General features: G+C 67.1%; 19 protein-coding genes, 1 tRNA gene and 2 pseudogenes. 11 read left to right on the forward strand and 11 right to left on the reverse strand.

The genetic code is table 11. From position 1 onward, the window contains the following. Window positions 1–23: 23 nt before the first annotated feature. Together AB0I38_RS40400 and AB0I38_RS18060 are read right to left on the reverse strand one after the other, a co-directional pair. A pseudogene (locus tag AB0I38_RS40400) lies at window positions 24–338 on the reverse strand (NAD(P)H-dependent oxidoreductase subunit E); the annotation flags it as partial. Between the two features lie 174 nt (window positions 339–512). Next, a complete protein-coding gene (locus AB0I38_RS18060) occupies window positions 513–1,391 on the reverse strand; it encodes a potassium channel family protein (RefSeq protein WP_358468655.1) in 879 nt (292 codons plus the stop codon). Window positions 1,392–1,814: 423 nt separating this feature from the next. On the opposite strand from AB0I38_RS18060, the gene AB0I38_RS18065 reads away from it, so the two are divergent. The 3 genes and pseudogenes from AB0I38_RS18065 to AB0I38_RS18075 form a co-directional block, all read left to right on the forward strand. Next, complete coding sequence (locus AB0I38_RS18065; protein WP_358468658.1) at window positions 1,815–2,690, forward strand: class I SAM-dependent methyltransferase; 876 nt, start codon at window positions 1,815–1,817, stop codon at window positions 2,688–2,690. 440 nt (window positions 2,691–3,130) lie between these two features. After that, on the forward strand, window positions 3,131–4,342 hold the full coding sequence (locus AB0I38_RS18070) for a hypothetical protein (RefSeq protein WP_358468661.1): 1,212 nt from the start codon (window positions 3,131–3,133) through the stop codon (window positions 4,340–4,342). A gap of 96 nt (window positions 4,343–4,438) precedes the next feature. Next, window positions 4,439–4,875 (forward strand): annotated as a pseudogene (locus AB0I38_RS18075) (IS3 family transposase); the annotation flags it as partial. 1,065 nt (window positions 4,876–5,940) lie between these two features. On the opposite strand, the gene AB0I38_RS18080 reads toward AB0I38_RS18075, so the two are convergent. The 9 genes from AB0I38_RS18080 to dnaA form a co-directional block, all read right to left on the reverse strand. Continuing rightward, window positions 5,941–6,014: transfer RNA gene (locus AB0I38_RS18080), tRNA-Ile, on the reverse strand. 130 nt (window positions 6,015–6,144) lie between these two features. Then, on the reverse strand, window positions 6,145–6,819 hold the full coding sequence (locus AB0I38_RS18085; protein ID WP_358468664.1) for a DUF3566 domain-containing protein: 675 nt from the start codon (window positions 6,817–6,819) through the stop codon (window positions 6,145–6,147). Window positions 6,820–6,822: 3 nt separating this feature from the next. Beyond that, window positions 6,823–9,330 (reverse strand): DNA gyrase subunit A, encoded by a 2,508-nt coding sequence (gene gyrA, locus AB0I38_RS18090; protein ID WP_358468667.1) that lies wholly within the window; start codon window positions 9,328–9,330, stop codon window positions 6,823–6,825. Between the two features lie 33 nt (window positions 9,331–9,363). Next, window positions 9,364–11,286 (reverse strand): DNA topoisomerase (ATP-hydrolyzing) subunit B, encoded by a 1,923-nt coding sequence (gene gyrB / locus AB0I38_RS18095; RefSeq protein WP_436838757.1) that lies wholly within the window; start codon window positions 11,284–11,286, stop codon window positions 9,364–9,366. Between the two features lie 346 nt (window positions 11,287–11,632). Next, window positions 11,633–12,133: a DUF721 domain-containing protein gene (locus AB0I38_RS18100; RefSeq protein ID WP_358468673.1), complete on the reverse strand. Its 501-nt coding sequence runs from the start codon at window positions 12,131–12,133 to the stop codon at window positions 11,633–11,635. Continuing rightward, a complete protein-coding gene (gene recF, locus AB0I38_RS18105) occupies window positions 12,123–13,355 on the reverse strand; it encodes a DNA replication/repair protein RecF (RefSeq protein ID WP_358468676.1) in 1,233 nt (410 codons plus the stop codon). The genes AB0I38_RS18100 and recF overlap by 11 nt, the downstream gene beginning before the upstream one ends. 72 nt (window positions 13,356–13,427) lie before the next feature. Continuing rightward, a complete protein-coding gene (gnd, locus tag AB0I38_RS18110; protein WP_358468679.1) occupies window positions 13,428–14,369 on the reverse strand; it encodes a phosphogluconate dehydrogenase (NAD(+)-dependent, decarboxylating) in 942 nt (313 codons plus the stop codon). A gap of 45 nt (window positions 14,370–14,414) precedes the next feature. Further along, on the reverse strand, window positions 14,415–15,554 hold the full coding sequence (dnaN, locus tag AB0I38_RS18115) for a DNA polymerase III subunit beta (RefSeq protein WP_358469180.1): 1,140 nt from the start codon (window positions 15,552–15,554) through the stop codon (window positions 14,415–14,417). A gap of 522 nt (window positions 15,555–16,076) precedes the next feature. Next, window positions 16,077–17,657: a chromosomal replication initiator protein DnaA gene (gene dnaA / locus AB0I38_RS18120; protein ID WP_358468682.1), complete on the reverse strand. Its 1,581-nt coding sequence runs from the start codon at window positions 17,655–17,657 to the stop codon at window positions 16,077–16,079. Window positions 17,658–18,114: 457 nt separating this feature from the next. On the opposite strand from dnaA, the gene rpmH reads away from it, so the two are divergent. The 8 genes from rpmH (at window position 18,115) to AB0I38_RS18160 (ending at window position 23,291) form a co-directional block, all read left to right on the forward strand. Then, window positions 18,115–18,252, forward strand: coding sequence for a 50S ribosomal protein L34 (rpmH, locus tag AB0I38_RS18125; protein ID WP_043614899.1), 138 nt, complete (start codon window positions 18,115–18,117; stop codon window positions 18,250–18,252). A gap of 62 nt (window positions 18,253–18,314) precedes the next feature. Continuing rightward, the gene (gene rnpA, locus AB0I38_RS18130) at window positions 18,315–18,677 is read left to right on the forward strand and encodes a ribonuclease P protein component (protein ID WP_189122415.1); all 363 of its coding nucleotides are present in this window, start codon (window positions 18,315–18,317) and stop codon (window positions 18,675–18,677) included. A 17-nt stretch (window positions 18,678–18,694) separates the two neighbouring features. Further along, window positions 18,695–18,955, forward strand: coding sequence for a membrane protein insertion efficiency factor YidD (yidD, locus tag AB0I38_RS18135; RefSeq protein ID WP_358469183.1), 261 nt, complete (start codon window positions 18,695–18,697; stop codon window positions 18,953–18,955). Window positions 18,956–18,959: 4 nt separating this feature from the next. Continuing rightward, window positions 18,960–19,910, forward strand: a complete 951-nt coding sequence (gene yidC / locus AB0I38_RS18140; protein ID WP_358468686.1) for a membrane protein insertase YidC — start codon at window positions 18,960–18,962, stop codon at window positions 19,908–19,910. Window positions 19,911–19,930: 20 nt separating this feature from the next. After that, window positions 19,931–20,419: a protein jag gene (locus AB0I38_RS18145; RefSeq protein WP_358469186.1), complete on the forward strand. Its 489-nt coding sequence runs from the start codon at window positions 19,931–19,933 to the stop codon at window positions 20,417–20,419. A gap of 224 nt (window positions 20,420–20,643) precedes the next feature. Continuing rightward, on the forward strand, window positions 20,644–21,315 hold the full coding sequence (gene rsmG / locus AB0I38_RS18150; protein ID WP_358468689.1) for a 16S rRNA (guanine(527)-N(7))-methyltransferase RsmG: 672 nt from the start codon (window positions 20,644–20,646) through the stop codon (window positions 21,313–21,315). Window positions 21,316–21,452: 137 nt separating this feature from the next. Continuing rightward, window positions 21,453–22,385 carry a ParA family protein gene (locus AB0I38_RS18155; protein ID WP_358469189.1) on the forward strand — a complete coding sequence of 311 codons (933 nt, stop codon included), beginning with the start codon at window positions 21,453–21,455 and terminating at the stop codon, window positions 22,383–22,385. 393 nt (window positions 22,386–22,778) lie between these two features. Further along, window positions 22,779–23,291 (forward strand): hypothetical protein, encoded by a 513-nt coding sequence (locus AB0I38_RS18160; RefSeq protein WP_358468692.1) that lies wholly within the window; start codon window positions 22,779–22,781, stop codon window positions 23,289–23,291. The last annotated feature ends 74 nt before the right edge of the window (window positions 23,292–23,365 follow it).

Consider the following 23,365-nt stretch of genomic DNA (forward strand, 5'->3'; position numbering starts at 1 on the left):
GCCCCGTCCAGGCAGGCGGGCCCCGCATAGCAGTAACCGAGGCAGCGGACCGTCCGCAAGGAGACGCTCCCGTCCCGATCAAGGCCGTCATCGGCCATGACACCGAGCACGTCCTGGACGGCAGGCAGCTGCCGGCCCGCTTGAGCCGCGAAGCACGCGGTCGCGGTGCAGACCCGCACGCGGCGGCCCCCGTGTGGGATGGCCAGGTCCGCGTAGAAGGTGGCTGGCCCCAGCCCCGCCGCCGCGGGCAACCCGAACCGTCCGGCCACCTCCGGCGCCCAGCTCTCAGGCCCTTCCACCCGCTCCTCGGCACCTTCGGCAAGAGCCTCGATCAGGCGGACACCTGGCCGTCCGCGCCGCTCAGCTAGGGCGCGAAATGCATCGAAAGGGTGGCATCACGAATTTCTACCTGCCCATTTCCCGGATAACAGACACACACTCACCGGCTCCTGTACTGCTCGGCAGCGCGCGTTCAGGACCACCGGCGGTCAAGATTCAGCTGACCGCACCGCTCAGGCCCCGGTGGGCGCGCGACCGTGGTCGGCCGCGTACGCGGCGAACACCTCCGCAGGTGCCCCGTTCGTGTGGAGGAAACGTTGATCAAGGATGGTGGCGAGGTCTTCCAACGCACCAGCGAGCAGGGCGGCCGTCAGACGCACATCTGCCCGTCCGGCTGCCTGCCCAAGCTGGGCGAGGTGAGTGGCATAGCCGATCGTGGCCGCCAGGGACGAGTGGTCCTCACCGTCATGGAAGTAGTAGCCCTCGGCGTACTGGGTGAAGTCGATACGGACACGTATCACCTCGGTGGCCAGGCTTTCCAGCAATGACGCACCCGCGCCGCAGTCGAGCTGCCGCACGGACGGGTCCGTGCGGTGCAGCAGCGCCAACCGGATCGCGAGCACCCGTCGGCGGGTCAGCGTTGGGAAGATCTCCAGCACCCAGGAGACGGTGGCCGTCAAGAGGACGAAGCCGATGAGAGCTTCCAGGGGCGAGGCCACGCGGAGCCAGCCTTCGGCAGGCACGACGTCCCCGAGCCCGAGGGTCGCGACCATGACGAGCGACAGGTAGATGGAGTCGAGCAGTGCCGACTCCTGCGACAGTCCGGACCCAGGTGTGAAGGCGAACGCCCCCGGCATGTGAGGCCAGTAGACGATGGCCCAGCCCAGGATGATGGTGACGGCCCACATGCCGACCACCGTCACCATGGCGAGCGGACCGACGAGCCCGACCACCCGCCTGCGCGCACGGAGATGCCCGGCCAGGTTCCACAACGCCGCCATGACGAGTCGGCTCAGGCCTCCGTGACGGGTGGGATGCCAGAGCGTGTGGAACAGGTCTCGTAGGGCGGCCATGATGAGCGCGGCTCCGAGCAGCGAGACCAACCACTCCATTCATCTCTCCCGCGGTGACCGTCCTGTGGAGCGGCGGGCGACCCGTGCAGCCAGGGCCGGGGTGATCGGCCGCCCGAGCCGGGCCGCGCTTGGAGCTTAGGGCGGAGACACCGTTGACGAACGCAGACTCGCCGATTCGCAGGCGCGGCCAGGCTGTCCGGACGGCAGAATCGACCCGGCCGTCACCAACACGCCGGCCGGCTGCGCTCCTGCCATGGCGCGAGCCGTCAGGAGGTGTGCCTGATGCGTGAGTGCTGTGCCAGGAACCAGTGAGCCCCGAGCCGGTCTCACGGAAGTCCAGCGCGGCATCATGACGCACACGTCCATGACGAGACCTCTCCATTCCTCCATTGACAGGTCATCCGCGCCCCACTTACTGTGAACGCGTGTTCATGAACGCACGTTCACATTCGGAGGCTCAAGGTGAATCTGGCTAACAAGCACCAGTTGAAGGCATGGAACGGCGACGAGGGCGTCGCCTGGGCCGAAGCCGCTGGCCTGGATGGCGAAGAAGGACGTAACACGGAACTCTCTCGGCAACTGATCACAACCGCAGCCATCGGCATGAGCGATCACGTACTCGACGTCGGCTGCGGGGCAGGAGAGAGCACCCTGCTGGCCGCCCGGCACGCCTCCGCTGGGCACGTCGCCGGGATCGACCTGTCGGCGCCGATGCTCGAGCAGGCCCGACTCGCCGCCGCGGCGACGAGGCTCGGAAACGTCACCTTCCAGCAGGCCGATGCGCAGGTGCACCCCTTCGCCAAAGGCACCTTCGACGCGGCGATCAGCATGTACGGAGTCATGTTCTTCGCAGATCCGGTGGCCGCGTTCGCCAACATCGGACGTGCTCTGCGGGCGGGCGGGCGCCTGACCTTCGTCTGCCCACAACAGCCTGAGCAGTGCGCGTGGTACGTGATCCCCGTCGCGGCGCTGCTCGCCGTGCCACCGCAGCCGCATGACGTGATCGCGAGATATCCGGGTGCCCGTCCGGTGATGTTCTCTCTGTCAGATGCCGCTCGTCTCGATGAGGTGCTCACCAAGGCCGGCTTCACGGCAGTATCGGTCAAGCCGACGCGAGTGCCGCACGCCTTCGGGCGGACCGCCGCCGAAGCCGCAGACACCTTCCTCGCCAGCGGTCCCACCCGCTACATCGTCGAGCAGGACGACGAGCTCACCTGGGATGAGGCGCACGCCAGGCTCGAGACCGCGCTCAGGGCGTACGAGCTGGCTGACGGTGTGCTGCTGCCGGGAGCCCAATGGCTGGTCAGCGCTTGCTGGACCGGCGAATCTGCCGCCTGACGGTACCGCATCACGAACGGTATTCACGTAAGTGCATCAACGTGACATCCGGTGCAGGCCAGTAGGTGTACAGGATCGACCTGGACCCCATCGCGGAGCACCAGGCCGACGCATTGCCCCCGACGCGATACCTCACTACAGAGAGCTGCGCGCTCTGCTCGAGTTCGCACCATAGGAGCGGCGAGCCGTTCCGGCCGGACAAGCCGGACGGCAACATGCGGCAGCAGAACTTCGGCGGCGGCCAGGGATCCGCAACCGTACCTCGTGATGGAGAAACGAGCGGCGCGTCTACGTCGTACGAATCACCTGGCTCGGCTGAGGCCGACCCCACCTCCAGCCAGACCCGTTCTTCACATGATTGTTTTCGCGGTTCGCGTCATAGATGGCGGGCTGGTCCGTGGGATGGGGCATGTGATTCCAAGCTGATCTCCTACGGCAACGTGAGCGCGAGGATCGAGGCCGGCGTGGCCTTCATCGCGCCACTGGCCGCGGCCAAGGTCCCGGCCAAGTTGCTGGCCGGGCCAGCCCATGCCCACCGGCATGCCAACCTTTCCTCCGAAAGGCGCGTCTCACCCCGTATGGGATTGTTGTTTCGCGGCACCGCTGCAGCCGTCGCCTTTTTCGTCGCTACGGGGCCGGCCGCCGCCCACGCCGTCGCGTCGGCCGGTCAGTGGAGTGTCGTCCATGACGACCGCCGCGATTCCTACGACGCGGTGACGGTGACGCCGGGTGGAGCGGTCTGGGTCGCCGGGACGAGGCACCCGGATGCCGGATCGACCGGCGCCGAGTCGCTCCTGTTGAAGGGCGGCCGGTCTTCCTTCAAGCGTGTCACTGGGCCGGGCTTCCGAGTGAAGCGGCTGACGTCGGCGTCCGACACCAGGGTCTGGGCGTTCGGCGCGTCGCGATACGCCCGGTGGGACGGCAAGCGCTGGCAGGTCAAGCGATGGCGCTACGGCCGGGTGGATCGGGCGTACGCTATCGGCAAGAACCTGTGGGTCATCGAGAACTCAAATGCGTTCCCCGCAGCCGGTGACGCTGGGTGGAAGGCGCGGTCCACGCTGCGGCGCCTGGCCGGGTCGGTGTGGCGCAGGGTCCCCACGCCGATCATGGTCAAAGGACTCGACGGCAAGTGGGCGGCGGGCTCGGTGCGGGGCACGGCGGCTCTGGCCCGCTGGACCGGCACGGCCTGGCGCGCGGTTGCACTTCCAGCGATTCCGTCCGCACACTCGGGCCAGATCTCGGAGCTGACGGATGTCGCGGTCGACGGTGAGACCGGCCGGGTGATGGCCGTCGGCTGGGTCGCCTGGCCGTGCGGCACTGTGAAGCGCTCCTTCTGCGGTGAGACTTTGCTGCTGTCCGGCTATCTGGGTAGCTGGAACTTCGAGGTCCGTAGCGAACCGGGCATCCAGCCGCGCGCCCAAGCGGAGCCCGACGGCAGAGGCGGTGCCTGGGTCGTCTACAACGCCAAGGGCGGAGGCAGCGGGTTCCTGCACATCGGCGCCGATAGTGTCGAGCCGGGCACCTTTCCGGCTCCGCCGAATCAGAACGTGTCCGTCCGTGACCTCGCCATCCAGCCGGAGACTGGTTCCGTCTGGGCGGTCGGCGCGGCACCTTCTGGCCGCAGCGGTCTGATCTGGACCTACGGCCGCTGAGTCAGCTGGGCATCGCGGCCACACGGACGGGACCAAACGTGCCCCTTGGTGCGCGCCGGATTCGCCCGTACCGCCGTCATTTCGAGCTCTGGCAGTTTCGGTGGGCTGAAGGCCGAGGACGCGAAGCGGTTGAAAGATCTGGAGCGGAGAACGCCACGCTCAAGCGGCTGCTGGCCGAGGCCGAGGTGGAGAAGGCCACGCTGAAAGAGATCGCCCGGGGAAACTTCTGAGCCCAGAACGCCGGCAGGCGGCCGTCGCGCACCTCCTCCGCGTGTTGGGTGTGAGCGAGCGGTTCGCCTGCCGGGTCACCGGGCAGAACCGGTCGGCACCACCGTGGCCGATCCGGACGCGTGGCCGCGGGCCTGGTACGAGCGTGGGCCAAGGACCATCCCCGGCTCGGGTTCCGGCCTGCCTATCACGACGCCCGCGCCGAGGGCTGGCAGGTGAACCACAAGAAGCTGCAACGCCTGTGGCGAGAGGAAGGCCCGCGGGTGCCACAGCGCCGCCGACGCAAACGCCTCGGTACGAGCACCACGACGACGCGCGTTGTGCACAACATCGATGAGTCGTCCGTTGTCGACCGCAGCCCACATAGCCACGCGGCAACCCCTGTGACGTAAGGTCCCGGGTGTGGACACCCGCGTCCTCGTGATCGGCCTTGACCCGTATCGGGTTCCCGGGCCTTGGGACCGAAGCCGGTAGCCGACGCAATCGAGGTCGGCATAGCTCGATTCGCCGAGCACGGCGTCGGTGTCGAGACCTGCCTCGACGGCAGCGACGACGTGGAAACGATCGTCAGCCATACCCTGCGCGCGGCCCTGGGAATGCGTCGTCATCGGCGGCGGCGTACGGAAACCCGAAGATCAGCTTGACTTGTTCGAGCAGGTCATCAACCTGGTACGACGACACGCTCCCAACGCGGCGATCGCGTTCAACAGCACCCCTCTCAGTCGAGGGCCGAAGTGACCTGTCAGCGCCGACCGTGCACATAGCTAGATCACAAGGAGGCCATCCTCGTCGTCACGGAAAAGCCGACGGTCATCACCGACGACCGCGAGGCCCAGATCGGGGCCCGATACCGAGCGAAGGTGGATGACTCGGGGAGCCCTGAGCACACGCGAACGAGTACCTGTTCGCAGACACCCGTGAGGGTCTGTGTCAGATGTACAACAAAGAGCTTGCCCCGCGTAGCGTCACCCGGCGTCTTGAACGCTCCGGCTATGTGTCCCGCAATGGGTGGGTGGAGGGCCCGGGGAATCGGCGCGCCGGATCGGGTCGTGCCTGTTCGCGGTCAGTCCGCGGAACCTCGTACGCTCTTTCGCTCGGCTCGTGACAAGCGAGGTCCTGCGCCCGATCCGTGTTCATGACCTCCGACACACGGCAGCTTCACTGCTCAAGAAGCTCGGAGTACGCCGCGCGACGCCATGGAAATCCTCGGCCACAGCCGCATCTCGGTGACCATGGAGATCTACACACATGGCGACGGCAAGAGCCGCGAAGAGGCGATCAAGAAGGTCAACGGGCTTTGAGTGACTCCGTTGCAGTACGGGTTGCAGTAAAGCCCCAAAGCCTGATCGCTTCGGGGCGTTTCTGCTGGGTGGGGCTACCAGGACTTGAACCTGGGACCTCTTCCTTATCAGGGAAGCGCTCTAACCGTCTGAGCTATAGCCCCGCGCACACAGACCGTATCGCATCCCCGCCGGAGGGCGCGAATCGGTTCGTGGAACGAGGAAAAGCTTACCGCCTCCGGCGTGTTGTTCGCGCCGCACCCACCATGGGGGTACGGCGCGAACAACCGCTGACTACTCGGCCTCGCTGAAGGTCACCTCGACGCCGCCCACCAGGTCGGAGGCGACGTTGTAGATGACCGCTCCCAGGGTGGCCAGCGCGGTGATCAGCACGACGTTGACGGCGCCGATGAGCGCCGTGTAGCCGAGGATGCGCACCGGCTCGAACCAGGAGGCGATGTCGATGGGAATGGAGTTCTGGCCCTGCTCTCCCTGACCGAGCTGGTTGACCAGGTCGATGAGCGAGTCGAACACGCCCAGAGCGGACAGCACGCCGTACAGCACGGCGACCGCCACGAAGAGCACCACGAAGCAGACGATCGACACCACGAAGCTGAACTTCATGGCCGACCACGGCTCGATGCGGCGCAGCACCAGGTGTGCCTTGCGGGGCAGACGGACCCCCGAGTTGGAAGACTTCTTCCGCGGGAGCTCTACCAGCGGAGGAGGAGCCTCGGAGGTGAGCGACGGACGGACTCGGGCCGTCTCGTTGCCTTGCCCGTCGCTCGGCGGGGGCGCGACCGGAGCCGGCTGAGTGGCCGGCACCTTGTGCACCGCCGTGGCGTTGTTGTCCTCGGGACGCTGGTCGCGGGGCTCGGGCTCGCTGGGTTTCTTGGGCTGGCCGTTGTCCCGAGCAACCGCCTTGATCCTGGCGCTGGGGCTAGGGCTGCCACCACCCTGGGCGCTCATGACTTACTCTCCTCCCCCGTCTTCCTCAATGTCCACCGCAGCCTCCATCGACTCGGCGTTCCGGGCGAGGGCTACCACGCTGTCGCCTTCGGCGAGATTCATCAATCGCACTCCCATGGTCTGGCGGCCGGACTGCTTGATCTCGCCGGCACTCGTCCGGATCACCCCGCCAGCGGATGTGATCGCGAAGACCTCATCCTCCGGGTTGACCATGACGGCTCCGACCAGCTTGCCACGGGAGCTCACGATTTTCGCAGTCAGCACGCCCTTACCACCACGACCTTGAACCGGATACTGCTCAACCGGTGTTCGTTTCGCGTACCCGGCCTTGGTGGCGATAAGCACATATTGTCCGTCTGCGATCCTATTCATGGCGAGAAGTTCGTCGCCTTCAAGGAATCGCATGCCGATGACGCCGCTCGTCGCCCGGCCCATCGACCGCAGCGCCTCGTCGGAGGCGGTGAAGCGGATCGACTGCGCGCCCTTGGAGACGAGCAGCAGGTCGTCCTCTTCGGAGACCAGGCGGGCGCCGATGACCTCGTCGTCGTCGCGCAGGTTGATCGCGATGAGGCCGCCGGACCTGGGGGAGTCGTACTCCGACAGGCGGGTCTTCTTGACCAGGCCGCTGCGGGTCGCCAGCACGAGGTAGGGAGCGACGTTGTAGTCACGCAGGTCGAGGACCTCCATGACCGTCTCGTCGGGCTGCATGGCCAGCAGGTTGGCCAGGTGCATGCCCCGCGCGTCGCGACCCGAGTCGGGCAGTTCGTACGCCTTGACCCGGTAGACCCGGCCCTTGTTCGTGAAGAACAGCAGCCAGTGGTGGGTCGAGGTGACGAAGAAGTGGTCGACGATGTCGTCCTGGCGCAGCTGCGCCCCGCGCACGCCCTTGCCGCCGCGCTTCTGCGCCCGGTAGAGGTCGGTGCGGGTGCGCTTGGCGTAGCCGCCGCGGGTGATGGTGACGACGATGTCTTCCTCGGCGATGAGATCCTCGATCGACATGTCGCCGTCGTAGGCGGTGATCTCGGTACGCCGGTCCTCGCCGAAGCGGGCGACGATCTCGGCGAGCTCGTCACCGACGATCTGCCGCTGCCGCGACTCGGAGCCCAGGATGTCAAGGTAGTCGGCGATCTGCGTCATCAGGTGGTCGTACTCGTCCTGGATCGCCCGCCGCTCCAGGGCGGCGAGCTTGCGCAGCTGCATGTCGAGGATGGCCTGCGCCTGGATCTCGTCGATCTCCAGCAGGCCCATCAGGCCCTGCTGGGCGGCCGAGGCCGACTCGGACGCGCGGATCAGGGCGATGACCTCGTCGAGCCGGTCGAGGGCCTTGAGCAGCGCGCGCAGGATGTGGGCGCGCTCCTCGGCCTTGCGCAGGAGGTAGCGCGTCCGGCGGACGATGACCTCGATCTGGTGGGCCACGTAGTGCGTGATGAACTGGTCGAGCCGCAGCGTGCGCGGCACCCCGTCGACCAGGGCCAGCATGTTGGCGCCGAAGGTGTCCTGGAGCTGGGTGTGCTTGTAGAGGTTGTTGAGCACGACCTTGGCGACGGCGTCGCGCTTGAGCACGATCACCAGGCGCTGACCGACGCGGGACGACGACTCCTCGCGGACGTCGGCGATGCCGGTCACCCTGCCCTGCTTGACCAGCTCGGCGATCTTGAGAGCGAGGTTGTCCGGGTTGACCTGGTAGGGGAGTTCGGTGACGACGAGGGCGTGGCGGCCCTTGTTGTCCTCCTCGACCTCGACGACGGCCCGCATGGTGATCGAGCCGCGGCCGGTGCGGTAGGCGTCCTCGATGCCGCGCCGGCCGACGATCAGCCCGTGGGTCGGGAAGTCGGGGCCCTTGACCCGCGCGATGGCCGCTTCGAGCAGCTCCTCCTCGGAGGCTTCCGGGTGCTCCAGCAACCACTTGACGGCCTCTGCCACCTCGCGCAGGTTGTGCGGGGGGATGTTGGTGGCCATGCCGACCGCGATGCCGCCCGAGCCGTTGACCAGCAGGTTGGGGAAGCGGGCCGGCAGGACGATCGGCTCCTGCGAGCGCCCGTCGTAGTTGGGCTGGAAGTCGACGGTTTCCTTGTCGATGTCGCGCAGCATCTCCATGGCGATGGGCGCGAGCTTGCACTCGGTGTAGCGCATCGCCGCGGGCGCGTCGTTGCCCGGCGAGCCGAAGTTGCCCTGCCCGTCGACGAGCGGGTGGCGCAGCGACCAGGTCTGCGCGAGCCGTACGAGAGCGTCGTAGATCGAGGTGTCGCCATGGGGGTGGTAGGAACCCATGACGTCACCGACGACGCGCGAGCACTTGAAGAAGCCGCGGTCGGGGCGGTAGCCGCCGTCGTACATCGCGTAGAGCACGCGGCGGTGCACCGGCTTGAGACCGTCACGCACATCGGGCAACGCACGCGACACGATGACCGACATCGCGTAGTCCATGTAGCTGCGCTGCATCTCGGTCTGGATGTCGACCGGTTCGACGCGTTCCGGCGAAGCTGGAGGCGGAGTGTTCACTTCCGTCACGTGTAAAGATCCTTTTCTGGTGTACGGCTGTCGCTACACGTCCAGGAAACGGACATCTCGCGCATTGCGAATGATGAAGGCCCTACGCGCCTCGACGTCCTCACCCATGAGCACGCTGAACATCTCGTCGGCCTGGGCGGCGTCGTCGAGCGTGGCCTGCAGCAGGATGCGGGTCGCGGGGTTCATGGTGGTTTCCCACAGCTGGTTGGCGTTCATCTCGCCGAGACCCTTGAAGCGCTGGACACCGTCGTGCGCGCGCGGGTCGCGCTTGCCCCGGGCGATGCCCTCCTGGATGATCGCGTCGCGCTCACGATCGGAGTAGGCGTAGGAGGCGTCCTCGCCCTTACGGTCCCACTTGATCTTGTAGAGCGGCGGCTGCGACAGGTAGACGTGACCGCCCTCGATCAGCGGCCGCATGAACCTGAACAGCAGCGTCAGCAGCAGCGTGGTGATGTGCTGGCCGTCGACGTCGGCGTCGGCCATCAGGATCAGCTTGCTGTAGCGCAGTTTGCTGATGTCGAACTCGTCGTGCACGCCGGTGCCCATCGCCGTGATCAGCGACTGGACCTCGATGTTCTGCAGGACCTTGTCGACCCTGGCCTTCTCCACGTTGAGGATCTTGCCGCGGATCGGCAGGATCGCCTGGAAACGCGAGTCGCGGCCACCCTTGGCCGAGCCGCCGGCGGAGTTGCCCTCGACGATGAACAGCTCGCACTTGCTGGGGTCGTTCCACTGGCAGTCGGCCAGCTTGCCCGGCAGACCGCTGCCCGACTCCAGCAGCGACTTGCGGCGCGTCAGGTCACGGGCCTGACGCGCCGCGAGACGGGCCCTGGCGGCCTGCAGCGACTTGTTGATGATGTCCTTGGCCTCACCGGGGTTGCGCTCGAACCACGCGCGCAGGTGGTCGTTGCACGCCTTCTGGACGAACGACTTGGCCTCGGTGTTGCCCAGCTTGGTCTTGGTCTGGCCCTCGAACTGGGGGTCCGCCAGCTTGATCGAGACGATCGCGGTCAGGCCCTCGCGGACGTCCTCACCGGAGAGGTTTTCGTCCTTGCCCTCCTTGAGGAACTTCTGCTCGCGGGCGTAGCGGTTGACGATCGACGTCAGCGCCGCGCGGAAGCCCTCCTCGTGGGTGCCGCCCTCGGCCGTGTTGATCGTGTTGGCGAAGGTGTAGACCGACTCGGAGTAGGAGTTGTTCCACTGCATGGCGATCTCGACCGAGGCGCCGTCGCCGTGCTCCTCGAAGTCGATCACCGAGGCGTGCGCCGGCTCCTTCTTGGAGTTGAGGTGCTTGACGAAGTCGGACAGACCGCCCTCGTAGTGGTATTCGACCCTGACCGGCTCGCCGTTGATGTGGTCGGGCCGCTCGTCCGTCAGGACGATCGTGAGGCCCTTGTTGAGGAAGGCCATCTCCTGGAAGCGGCGCGAGAGCGTCTCGAAGTTCCACGTGGTGGTCTCGAAGATCTCAGGGTCGGCCCAGAACGTGATCGTGGTGCCGGTCTCGTCGGTCTCCTCACCCTGGGCCAGCGGCGCGGTCGGCTTGCTGTACTCGAAGCGCTGCCGCCAGTAGTGGCCGTTCTGCTTGACCTCCACGTCCATGGCCGAGGACAGCGCGTTGACCACGGCGGAGCCGACGCCGTGCAGGCCGCCGGAGACCGCGTAGGACTTGCTGTCGAACTTGCCGCCCGCGTGGAGCGTGGTCAGCACGACCTCCACCGCGGACCGCTTCTCGACCGGATGGATCCCGGTCGGTATGCCACGACCGTTGTCCACGACGCGCACGCCGTTGTCGGCCATGAGCGTGACGTCGATGCGGTCGGCGTGACCTGCCAGAGCCTCGTCCACAGCGTTGTCCACGATTTCGTAGACAAGGTGGTGCAGACCCCGCTCGCCGGTTGAACCGATATACATACCCGGGCGCTTGCGAACCGCCTCAAGCCCTTCGAGTACGGTGATTGAGCTAGCGTCGTAGGACAAGTGCCAAATCCTCCTGCCGCGGACACGCGGCGGGGGAGGCGTCACATGCGTAGCTGAGCTGCCCCTGCCGTGCCCGTCACCGTCGTGAGTGCCCCGTTGCGCTCGCCACCCGGGGGAGTCGGCGCGTCGCATGCGCGCCAGGGGTGACACGCAAGCGGACGTGTCCGGAATCCGCTTTCATTCTACCGGCTCCAGACGCCCAAGGTGGCATTGAACGCGCCTGTGGCGGCCTCTAGCTCGTTTTCCCCCCGTTTGGAGCTCCCCCACACGGGACCGGGGGTCATCGCGTCTGCGGCTCTCTGATCGGTTTCCGGGAGTGTACGGCTCAGCCGTACGTGTCTCCGGGGCCCTTGCTGCCGGTGACCCGGAGCCCCCCGGCCGGGCGGGGGGCGTTGAGCGGCCCCCTGACCTTGACCTTCGTCACCGTGCCGTCGCCCAGCTCCTCATTGAGCCGGCGGACCAGGGTGCGCGCGAGCAGGCGGACCTGGGTCGCCCACGCCGTGGAGTCGGCGACGATCAGCACCTCACCGTCGTCGAACGACTCGGGCTTGGTGTGCGCGGCCAGGTCGGACCCCACGATGTCGGGCCAGCGCCCGAACACCCCGCCGACGGCCGCCGACCGCTCCCAGCCCCGCTCGGCCAGCAGATCCATGATCGCGCGTCCGAAAAGCTGGGGATCGCCGGCGTCTCTGCGGGCGCCGGCCGCCTTGCGCCGGGGCTCGCGGCGGGGGAGTTGCCCGCGTTTGGCGGCGTCGGCCTTGGCCTGGGCGAGCTTCTCCCTGGCCATGGCGGCGCCCCTGGCCGTGGGATTGTCGTCATCGGACACGGGTCACGCTCCCTTCCGCGACGTCGAATCGGGCACCGATCAGCTCGGGCGGCACGTCGTCCGCCACGGCGGCGGTGATCAGCACCTGCTCGGCCGGCGCGACGATTTCGGCGAGGCGGCGCCTGCGCTGGCTGTCGAGCTCGGCGAAGACGTCGTCGAGGATCAACACCGGATCGCCGCCATCGGCCCGGAGCAGGTCGTAGGCGGCCAGGCGCAGCGCGAGCGCGAACGACCACGACTCGCCGTGGCTCGCGTAGCCGCGGGCCGGCAGATCGCCGATGCCGAGGATCAGGTCGTCGCGGTGCGGGCCGACGAGGGTGACCCCCCGCTCCAGCTCCGCGGGGCGGACCTCCAGCAGGCGCTCGCGCAGCCGCTCCTCAAGGGTTTTCCCCAAGTCTGTGGATAACGTCTGTGTATCGGAAGATCCCCGTTCACCGGCGTCTTCGTCCTCAGCGGCATCCCCACCTGTGGACAACGTGCTGCGATAGGCCAGGGTCGCGGGGGCGCTGGTGGGGGCCAGCCCGGCGTAGGCTCCGGCGACCAGCGGGCACAGCTCCTCGACGAGGTCGAGCCGGGCCTGGAGAAGCTCGGCTCCGTGCCGGGCGAGGTGGGCGTCCCACACCTCCAGCGTGCTCAGCACGTCGCTCGCGCCCGCCGCCGCGAACCCGGAGTCACCCTCGGCCCGCCGGGCGCTCCTGGTGCCTCTGCGGGCCTGCGCGGCCGTGCGCAGCAACGCGCTCCGCTGCTTCAGCACGCGGTCGTAGTCGGCCCGCACACCCGCGAACCTGGGCGCCCGGGCCACCAGCAGCTCGTCGAGGAACCGCCGCCGCTCCGACGGGTCGCCCTTGGCCAGCGACAGGTCCTCAGGGGCGAACAGGACGGTGCGCAGCAGGCCGATGACGTCACGCGGGCGGGACACGGGGGAGCGGTTGAGCCGCGCGCGGTTGGCCCGGCCCGGATTGATCTCCAGCTCGACCAGCGCCCGCCGATCGTCACGCTGGACGGCGCAGCGCACGATCGCCCGGCTCGCACCCTGTCGTACGAGCGGCGCGTCGGTGGCGACCCGGTGGCTGGACTGGGTCGCCACGTAGCCCAGAGCCTCGACCAGGTTGGTCTTTCCCTGCCCGTTGGGCCCCACGAACGCCGTGACGCCCGGCTCCAGGCCGAGCTCCACGGACGCGTAGGACCGGAAGTCGGTCAGCGAGAGGTGGGCGACATGCACCCCACGAAGGTTAGTGGGCCACGCAGGTCACTGGGGCCACCGGCTTGCCGCCTGTGGAAAACCGCTGTGGCGTCACGAGGCCTCGCGCGGCGGCCGCACATCGGCGCCGGGCGCGTCCGCGCCCTTGCCCACAGAGCCCTCGGTGGCGGCGATCGGGTGCCCGCCGAACTGATTGCGCAGCGCCGCGACCACCTTCATCGCGGGCGGGTCCTCCTGGCGTGAGGCGAACCTGGCGAAGAGCGCGGCGGTGATCACCGGCAGCGGCACGGCGTGGTCGACGGCCGCCTGGACGGTCCACCGGCCCTCGCCGGAGTCTTCGGCGTAGCCGCGCAGCTCGTCGAGGTGCTCGTCGTCGTCGAGCGCCCGGACCAGCAGGTCGAGCAGCCAGGAACGGATCACCGTGCCGGTGCGCCAGCTGCTGAAGGAGCCCCTGACGTCCTTGACGACGTCGGAGGCCTCGAGCAGCTCCCAGCCCTCGGCGAAGGCCTGCATCATGCCGTACTCGATGCCGTTGTGGACCATCTTCGCGAAGTGACCCGCGCCCACGTCGCCGGCGTGCACGAACCCGTCCTCGCCCTCGGGCTTGAGGGTCTCGAAGATCGGCATCAACCGGTCGACGTCGGCCTTCTCGCCGCCGCACATGAGCGCGTAGCCGTTCTCCAGGCCCCAGACGCCGCCGCTGACGCCGCAGTCGACGAATCCGATGCCCTTGTCCGCCAGCTCGGCGGCGTGCTTCTGGTCGTCCACGTAGTGGGAGTTGCCGCCGTCGACGACCAGGTCGCCCGTGTCGAGCAGCCGGCCGAGCTCGTCGATCACCTGCTGGGTGGGTCTGCCCGCGGGGATCATGACCCAGACGGTGCGCGGCGCCTCAAGCCGCTCGACCAGCTCCTTCAGGCTGGCGACATCGCTGACCTCGGCATTGTGGTCGTAGCCGACCACGTCGTGACCGCCGCGGCGCAGCCGTTCGGCCATGTTGGCGCCCATTTTGCCAAGTCCGACCATGCCGATCTGCATGTGATCTACCCCCTAGTCAGACTTCCATCATCCCTGATGTCAGCTTCAGCCTGACAGACGGATCGGCATGATCAGGTAACGGTAGTCGGGGGCGCCGTCGCCGTCCACAGGCTTGCCCCCGGTGAGGATGGCGGGCTTCGTGGACGTGGTCATCTGCAGCCGCGCGACGTCGGAATCGATCGCGCCCAGCCCTTCGAGCAGGAACTGGTGGTTGAAGGCGATGTTCATCTCCTCGCCCTCGTAGTCGACCGGCAGCACCTCGACGGCCTGCGCCTCGTCGCCGCTGCCCGCCTCGAGCACGACCTCTCCGCCCCTGAACGCGAGCCGTACGGGAGTGTTGCGCTCGGCGACCAGGGCCACGCGCTTGACCGCCTCGACGAACGGCCCTGTGGACAAGTCGGCGCGCGCGGAGAACTCCGTGGGCAGCAGCGAGCGGTACTTGGGGAACTCGGGGTCGAGCAGCCGCGTGGTCGTGCGCCGCCCGGCGCTGGAGAAGCCGATCATCCCCTCGCCGGTGCCGCCGGCGGAGCTGAGCGCGATCTCGACCTCGGCGCCGGTCGCGCCCAGCGCCTTGGCCGTGTCGGCCAGCGTCTTGCCCGGAATCATCGCGATCGCGGAGAAGTCGGACTGGTCGGGCTGCCACTTCAGCTCGCGTACGGCCAGGCGGTAGCGGTCGGTCGCGGCGAGGGTCACGGTCTCGCCCTCGATCTCCATCCGCACGCCGGTGAGCATCGGCAGCGTGTCGTCACGGCCGGCGGCGACGGCGACCTGGCCGACGGCGGAGGCGAAGACGTCGCTGCCCACGCGTCCGGCGGCCGGGGGCATGGCCGGCAGCGTCGGGTAGTCCTCCACAGGCATGGTCAGCAGGGTGAAGCGGGCACTGCCACAGGTGACGACCGCCTTGGCGCCTTCGAGGACGAAGTCCACAGGCTGTGCGGGAAGGGCGCGGGTGATCTCGGCCAGCAGCTTGCCGGAGACGAGGACGACACCGGGCTCACCGGTGTGGAGTTCGAGCGTGACCTCGGCCGAGACCTCGTAGTCGAACCCGGACAGCTTCAGCCGCTGCTCGTCGGTGACCTCCAGGCGCATGCCGGCCAGGACGGGCACGGACGGACGGGCGGGGAGGCTGCGTGCCGTCCATGCCACCGCCTCAGCGAGGACGTCTCGCTCGATTCGGAACATCACGGTCATCAGCCTCCTGAGTTCGTCGTTGATTCAAGTGTTGCCTCTCCCGCACCTGAGATCCGGGAGAACCCCTCTATGGGTCTTGAGTTTCTTAGTAAGAGAGATGTGTGGTCTTCACAGTAGGGGCTGTGGATACCGTGGATAACCTGTGTTTCCACTGGTCAGGGCCCCTGTTTTTGTCCACCGAGGGTGTGGGTGACGCCTGGGGGTAACTTCGCGGCCTGGGGATGACGCGTCGCTGTGCACAGGCTGTCCCCAGATCTTGGTGTCTTCGTCCACCGGTTATCCACGGGGTTTCCACAGGTTATCCACCGAGTAAACGACCTCTCCAGGGGCGCCAAAAAGACTATGCACAGGCTGTCCCCAGGTCATCCACCGGTTGTCCCCAAGTTCTCCTCAGGTTGTCCCCACCTTTATCCCCAGGCCAGCCGCGGGATTTTCCGGGCCAAGGTGGGGCGTTCTGCGGCCGGCTACGGACGTTTCCCCTGATCCACAGTGTTATCCACAGGCTGTGCATAAGAGTCAGGCTCCGCGCGATGTCTGCTTGATGCGCATTGTCAGCTCGTTGACCTGGTTGTACATCGACCTGCGCTCCGCGATGAGCGAGCGGATCTTGCGCTCGGCGTGCATCACGGTGGTGTGGTCGCGACCGCCGAACTGCTGACCGATCTTCGGCAGCGACAGCTCGGTCAGCTCCCGCGCGAGGTACATCGCGATCTGCCTGGCGTTGACCAGCGCCCTGCTACGCGAGCTGCCGCAGAGGTCGTCGATGCTGATGCCGAAGTATTCGGAGGTCTTGGCCATGATCGTGGCGATCGTGATCTCCTCGCCCGACTCCGAGGTGATCAGGTCCTTCAGCACGACCTCGGCCAGTTGGAGATCCACACCCTGCCGGTTGAGGCTGGCGAACGCGGTGACCCTGATCAGGGCGCCTTCGAGCTCGCGGATGTTGGTGGAGATGCGGCTGGCGATGTACTCGAGCACCTCGGGCGGTGCGGCCAGGCCCTCCTGTATGGCCTTCTTGCGGAGGATCGCGATGCGGGTCTCCAGCTCGGGCGGCTGGACGTCGGTGATCAGGCCCCACTCGAACCGGTTGCGCAGCCGGTCCTCCAGGGTGATCAGCTGCTTGGGCGCCCGGTCGCTGGAGATCACGATCTGCTTGTTGGCGTTGTGGAGCGTGTTGAAGGTGTGGAAGAACTCCTCCTGCGTCTGCTCCTTGCCCTCCAGGAACTGGATGTCGTCCACGAGCAGGATGTCGATCGCGCGGTAACGACCGCGGAACCCGTCGGCCTTGTGGTCGCGGATGCTGTTGATGAAGTCGTTGGTGAACTCCTCGGAGCTCACGTATCTCACCCGCGCGCCGTCGTACAGGCTCTGCGCGTAGTGGCCGATCGCGTGGAGCAGGTGCGTCTTGCCCAAACCCGAGTCGCCGTAGATGAACAGCGGGTTGTACGCCTTCGCGGGGGATTCGGCCACCGCCACGGCCGCCGCGTGCGCGAAGCGGTTGCTGGCGCCGATGACGAATGTCTCGAAGGTGTATTTCTGATTGAGCCGGGCGGGTTCGCTTGGTTTGTTGCTCTTCGCTTCCCACCGGTTCGGGGCCGGCTCCGGCGCCTTCTCCACAGGCGGTGTGTACGACGGGGGCTGTTCAAAAGTGAACGTGGGCTGTGGATAGTCGGTGGACGACTGCGGCGGCTCCGGCTGTGGAGAATAGAACTGCGGAGGCTCGGAGGCCTGGTAGTGCTGGGCCGATGGGGGCTGTGTAAAACGTGGCTGCGGCTCCGGGGTCTGTGGATAACCTTGACCCACAGCCTGTTGATGAAGGTCGGGCACGGGCTGCTCGGGAGCCGTCGTGTCGATCATCACGGCCAGCCGCATGGCCCGGCCGAGCTCCTGGGACAGCGCGTGGGCCACGAGCGGTCGCAGTTTGCCCTCGATGAGGTCCTTGAGGAAGTCGTTGGGGACGCCCAGCACGATCGTGTCGTCGGCCAGGGCGATCGGACGGACCATGGAGAGCCAGGTGCGCTGCTGAACCGGGACGTTCTCGTTGAGGAAGTTGCCCAGGGCCCTCGCCCATACCGTGCCAAGGTCGACACCGTTCATGGTGCGGCTCCCCTCCTTCCTCTCGCGGCCCCCCGCGATCTGTTATCCACAGCGGGCTGTCGCCCCCGACGATTGATCCCACCCGCCCACAGCGTCGCAGCCAGGCTGTATGCCCAGGGCGTCCACAGGAGATCCACAGGATGTCCACAGGCTTCAAACGGGCCCCAGGAGGGCCGACAGTATCTATGTGCACAGCTGTGTTCAAGGCGTTGTCCACAGCCTAGTGGCAGCCGGACGCACATCTGTGGACGCCACCAGGACGGTGGAAAACTCGCCTGTGGATTAGTGGATAACCGCGCGGAGACCGCCGCTGGTTTGACCTGGGACGCCTTTCACCCGTAACGTACGACGGTCGGCATGCTCACGCGACGGCTATTTCGCGTGCCCTCGCTTTCCTGGCAAGCCGGCCATGTGTGTTAAGCGCCCCTGGGCGCATCATCAAGCCTGGAGCCCACCCGTGAGCAAGCGTACTTTCCAGCCGAACAACCGTCGCCGCGCGAAGACCCACGGCTTCCGGCTGCGGATGCGCACCCGGGCCGGTCGCGCCATCCTGGCCGCTCGTCGCCGTAAGGGCCGCGAGAAGCTGTCGGCCTGATCGCCCTGCGCCCGCTAGGTCGCCCGCCGGTGAAGTCCGCCGGCGGGCATTAGGCGTATACGGTGCTACCCCGGCAAACCCGCATGCGGCGCGGGAAAGAGTTCGAAGCGGCGATCAAGCGCGGTAAACGCGCTGGTCGTCCCGCTGTGGTGATACACCTCACCGTTTCTGGGGATGAAACACCTCTAATCGGTTTCGTGGTCAGCCGCGCAGTCGGCGGCGCAGTGGTCCGCAACAAGGTCAAGCGTCGGCTTCGGCACCTGATGCGAGACCGCCTTGACCGGTTGCCGCGAGGTAGCCTGCTTGTGGTACGCGCCAACCCACCGGCCGCGGCCGCGCGATACGAGCAACTTGCCGCCGAGCTCGATCTCGCGTTGGATCGTCTGCTCAGGCGGCGTGAGTCCTCGATGGATGGACAGAGATGACGGAGCAGCCGCAAGGGATGCCGCCGAGCTTCGCCGCTCGGGTGCTGATCATCCCTATTCGGTTCTACCGGGCCTTCATCAGCCCGATGCTCGGTCCGCGCTGTCGTTTCTATCCATCGTGCAGCGCCTACGGGCTCGAGGCGATCACCGTGCACGGAGCGTTGCGCGGCATCTGGCTGACTGTCCGGCGCATCGGGCGGTGCCACCCATTCCATCCCGGCGGTATAGACCCGGTGCCCCCACGCCCGGTTCGGTCCCACGAATTGCAAGGGAGATAGCTCGGTGGAGCTGTCCTGGCTGAGCTGGCTCTATGAAGCCGTAGCCCACGTCATCATCTGGATCCATGGTGGATACAGCACATTCCTCAACCCGGACAGCGGGCTGACATGGGCGCTGACCATCATCACGCTGACCGTGCTGATGCGGATCCTCATCTTCCCGCTGTTCCTCAAGCAGATGCGCTCGTCGCGGAAGATGCAGGAGCTAGCCCCCAAGGTCGCTGAGCTTCGCAAGCGTTACAAGAACGACAAGCAGCGCATGAACCAGGAGGTCATGGCGCTGTACCAGGGGGCGGGTGCCAACCCTCTCGGCGGCTGCCTGCCGATCGTGGCCCAGTTCCCGATCTTCATCTCGATGTTCACCGTGCTGCAGGCCATGGCCAACGGCCGCGCGGTCTACGGCATGAGCCAGGAACTGGTCGACAGCGCCCGGTCCGCGCACATCTTCGGCGCGCCTCTCCCGGCCAACTTCTTCATGTCGGCGAGCGACATCGAGGGCTTCGACGCGACCGTCGTACAGACGAAGATCGTGCTGGCCATCTTCGTGGCGATCAGCTCGCTGACCACGTTCCTCACCGTCCGGCAGAGCGTCACGCGCTCGATGGCCCAGATGCCGGACAACCCCATGGCGCAGCAGCAGAAGATCCTGATGTGGATCTCGCCGCTGTTCGCCTTCTTCAGCCTGAACTTCCCCCTCGGCCTGATCCTCTACTGGGTCACCACCAACGTCTGGACGCTGGCACAGCAGCACTGGTTCTACACCCGCAACCCGATGCCCGAGTTCGACGCCAAGGGCAACGCGATCCCGATGCAGCCCAAGCCGGGCATGCTGGCCAAGCTTCGCAAGACGCCCCCAGAGGAAGCAGCACCTCCCGCGCCGCCGGAGCCTAAGATCATCAGGCAGCAGCCCAGCCGCCAGTCTCGCAGCAAGCGCACCGGCAGCAAGAAGTCGTGAACACGAAGGAGAGGCCGGCGATGACCGAGGCCGAGCAGGAGAAGACTCCTGATGTCAACGCGCTTGAGCAGGAGGGCGAGATCGCGGCCGACTATGTCGAGGGCCTTCTCGACATCGCCGACATCGACGGCGATATCGACATGGACGTCGAGGGCGACCGTGCGCTCGTCTCCGTCGTCGGCGTCCAGGGCAACGAGCTGGTCGGGCCATCGGGCGAGGTTCTCGAGGCCCTGCAGGAGCTCACCCGGCTGGCCGTCCACCGGCAGACGGGGGAGCGGTCGCGGCTGATGCTCGACGTCGCCGGCTACCGCGAGCGGCGGCGCGCCGAGCTCACCAAGCTCGGCACCGAGGTCGCCAACCAGGTGCGGGAGAAGGACGAGCCCAAGTCGCTTCAGCCCATGACGCCGTTCGAGCGGAAGATCGTCCACGATGCTGTGGCGGCCGCCGGGCTCCGCAGCGAGTCGGAAGGGGAGGAGCCCCAGCGGTACGTGGTGGTTCTTCCCGCCTGACCCGTTCTGTGGTTTTTGTGCGGCCGTCAGCCCCTGCGTGGGGACTGGCGGCCGTTCGCATGTCACTCTCCCTCCCGTACGGCTGCCTCCGGAGGGCGGAACGCCTTCCACGGCCCGCCATCTGGGCGGCCCGCTAGTCTTCCTCCGTGATCCCACGCTTAGCCTTGAGACGGACACCGCCCGTGTCCGAGCCGCCGACCAGCCAATGAAAGGGCCACCAACCAGTGAGCGATGAGCTGCCTGCTCCGCCGGACATTGCCAGGGACGTCTTCACCGGCAAGGCCTGGGAGCGGGCGAACTCCTTCGCTGAGCTCCTCGCGGGACCCGGAGTCGTACGTGGGCTGCTGGGGCCGCGGGAGGTGCAGCGGATCTGGGATCGCCACCTGCTCAACTGCGCGGTCGTCGCGGAGGCCGTGCCCGAGGGAGTGCGGTTGGTGGACATCGGCTCGGGCGCCGGACTGCCGGGGTTGGTGCTGGCGATCGTACGGCCGGACATCACGGTCACGCTCCTTGAGCCGTTGCTTCGCCGTACCGTCTTCCTGGAGGAGTGCGTCGAGGCGCTCGAGCTGGAGAACGTCGAGGTGCTGCGCGGGCGGGCGGAGGAACTGGCCGGCAGGCGCGAGTTCGACGTCGCCAGTGCTCGCGCCGTCGCGCCGCTCGATCGGCTGCTGAAGTGGGCCATGCCACTCCTTCGTGAAGGCGGCGAGCTGATCGCCATGAAGGGGGAGCGTGCCGCCGAGGAGCTCGCCGAAGCCGGGCCCCAGTTGCGTGCCAGTGGAGTGAGGACGGCTGAGCTTGTGACCGTCGGGCGCGGTAAGGTCGAGCCGCCTGCAACATTGGTTCGGGTGGTAGCGGGTCGCGCGCCGGAGGTCGGTAGGCGGCGACGAAGGAGGTGACGGTCATGCCAGTCGCAGCATGCGGCCTGGGCTGGCCGGACAGTCCTCCGTCCGAGAGTCTCACAGGGGTTGGCTGGCCCGAAAAGGGCGTGTCGCGACAGCGAATTCCCGGCACCGGCATACCACTGGTTGAAAGGATGGCCATCGTGACCCAGACCCCACTGAACCCCGGCGATTCACCTTTGGTACGAGAGGCGCTCAGCTCTGTGGTTTCACGTGAAACATCCGCGACCCAGGCGGCGGCTCAGGCGGGGGAGGATCTCGGTGGTCGTGACGGCACCTGGCCGCGGCCGGCCAAATGCCGGGTGATCGCCGTGGCGAACCAGAAGGGGGGAGTGGGCAAGACGACGACGTCCGTGAACATTGCCGCCGCGCTCTCCATGCACGGCCAACGCGTGCTCGTCATCGACCTTGACCCCCAGGGCAACGCCTCCACGGCGCTGGCCACCGAGCATCGCGGTGACGTGCCGGATGTGTACCAAGTGCTCGTCGACGATCTGCCCATGGCGGACATCATCAAGCAGGTGCCCGACATGCCGGGCCTCTACTGCGCACCCGCCACCATCGACCTCGCCGGCGCCGAGATCGAGCTCGTCTCGCTCGTAGCCCGCGAAGCCCGCCTCCGCCGGGCGCTTGGCGCCTACACCGGCCTGGAGTTCGACTACATCATCATCGACTGCCCGCCGTCGCTCGGCCTGCTGACGGTCAACGCGCTGGTGGCAGCCGAAGAGGTCATGATCCCCATCCAGTGCGAGTACTACGCGCTGGAGGGCCTGGGCCAGCTGCTGCGCAACGTCGACCTGATCAAGGCTCACCTGAACCCCACGCTCAGCCTCTCCACGATCGTCCTCACCATGTACGACGGCCGCACCCGTCTGGCCTCACAGGTGGCCGACGAGGTTCGCGCCCACTTCGGTGAGACGGTTCTCAACACGTTGATCCCGCGCAGCGTCCGCCTCTCCGAGGCGCCCAGCTATGGCCAGTCGGTCATGACGTACGACCCGGGCTCCAGCGGGGCCATGGCCTACATGGACGCGGCCCGCGAGATCGCCCATCGCGCCGCCGTCTGACCTCCCAGCCCTCGTCCTCCACTTTGCCGGGTTCCGTCACACCAACCTTTCGCCCACTCCCGCCAGCCGGGGCTCTTCGCGCGCGCTGCTGTCTCGATGTGGTCCATGTGGTCCATGCGTCTCATGTGGTCCACAGGACCATGCGTCCCATGCTCGGTCTCATGGCGGTCTCATGCTCGGTCCCATAGCGGTCTCATGGCGGTCTCGTGCGGTCCCATGGCGGTCCCATGCTCGGTCCCATGGCGGTCTCGTGCGGTCCCATGGCGGCACATGCGGTCCCTATGCGATGACCCCATGAGGTCCCATGCCATGCGACCCCATGCGGTCCCATGCGCCATGCGCCATGCGGCGACGGAGACCTGCGTGCGCTCCGAGGCGCTCTAGCGTGAGGCCATGACGGCTTCTCTTCATTTCGTCGCTCACGAACTCATCAACTTCCGCAACGGAAGCTACGCCTGGATCGATGTGAGGCGGTTTCAGCTCGCCGGCTGGTCTGGTGACGATATGGCGGCTCTGGACCTTCTGTTACGCCACGAGCGCTATCGGGATGACTATGCCTCAGGCGATTCCGTCGGTCTCGACAGCCGGAGGCTGCACGGGCCGTTCCTGCTCTCTCGCGTGACCGCGGGTTCGTTCGAGCCTGTTGACGAGGCGTCCGCGCATCAGCTGATCCGGACCTGGGCCAAGGAGATCGGATTCCTCGATCCCGTACCTGAAGAGCTGGCTCCGCGTCTCGAAACGCACGTCTACGACTCCCTCTGTGGGGCGACGGAGCGGTACAAGTTACGTGAGTTGGGAGAGGAAGCCATGCACGACTACGGGTTGGTGCTGTGGGACTTCTGGGAGCTGGTCCTCCTCAACCGTTCGGACGCGTCGCTCACGCTGGTCGTCGGGGCAGTGGATTAGATCTCGTACGTGTCCCTTCACGACCGCATGCTTTTTCAGGAGCAGGAGCTTGATCCCTTGCTGGTCGCTGTGGC

The sequence above is a fragment of the Nonomuraea cavernae genome (genome assembly GCF_040655715.1).
Classification (GTDB): domain Bacteria; phylum Actinomycetota; class Actinomycetes; order Streptosporangiales; family Streptosporangiaceae; genus Nonomuraea; species Nonomuraea cavernae_A.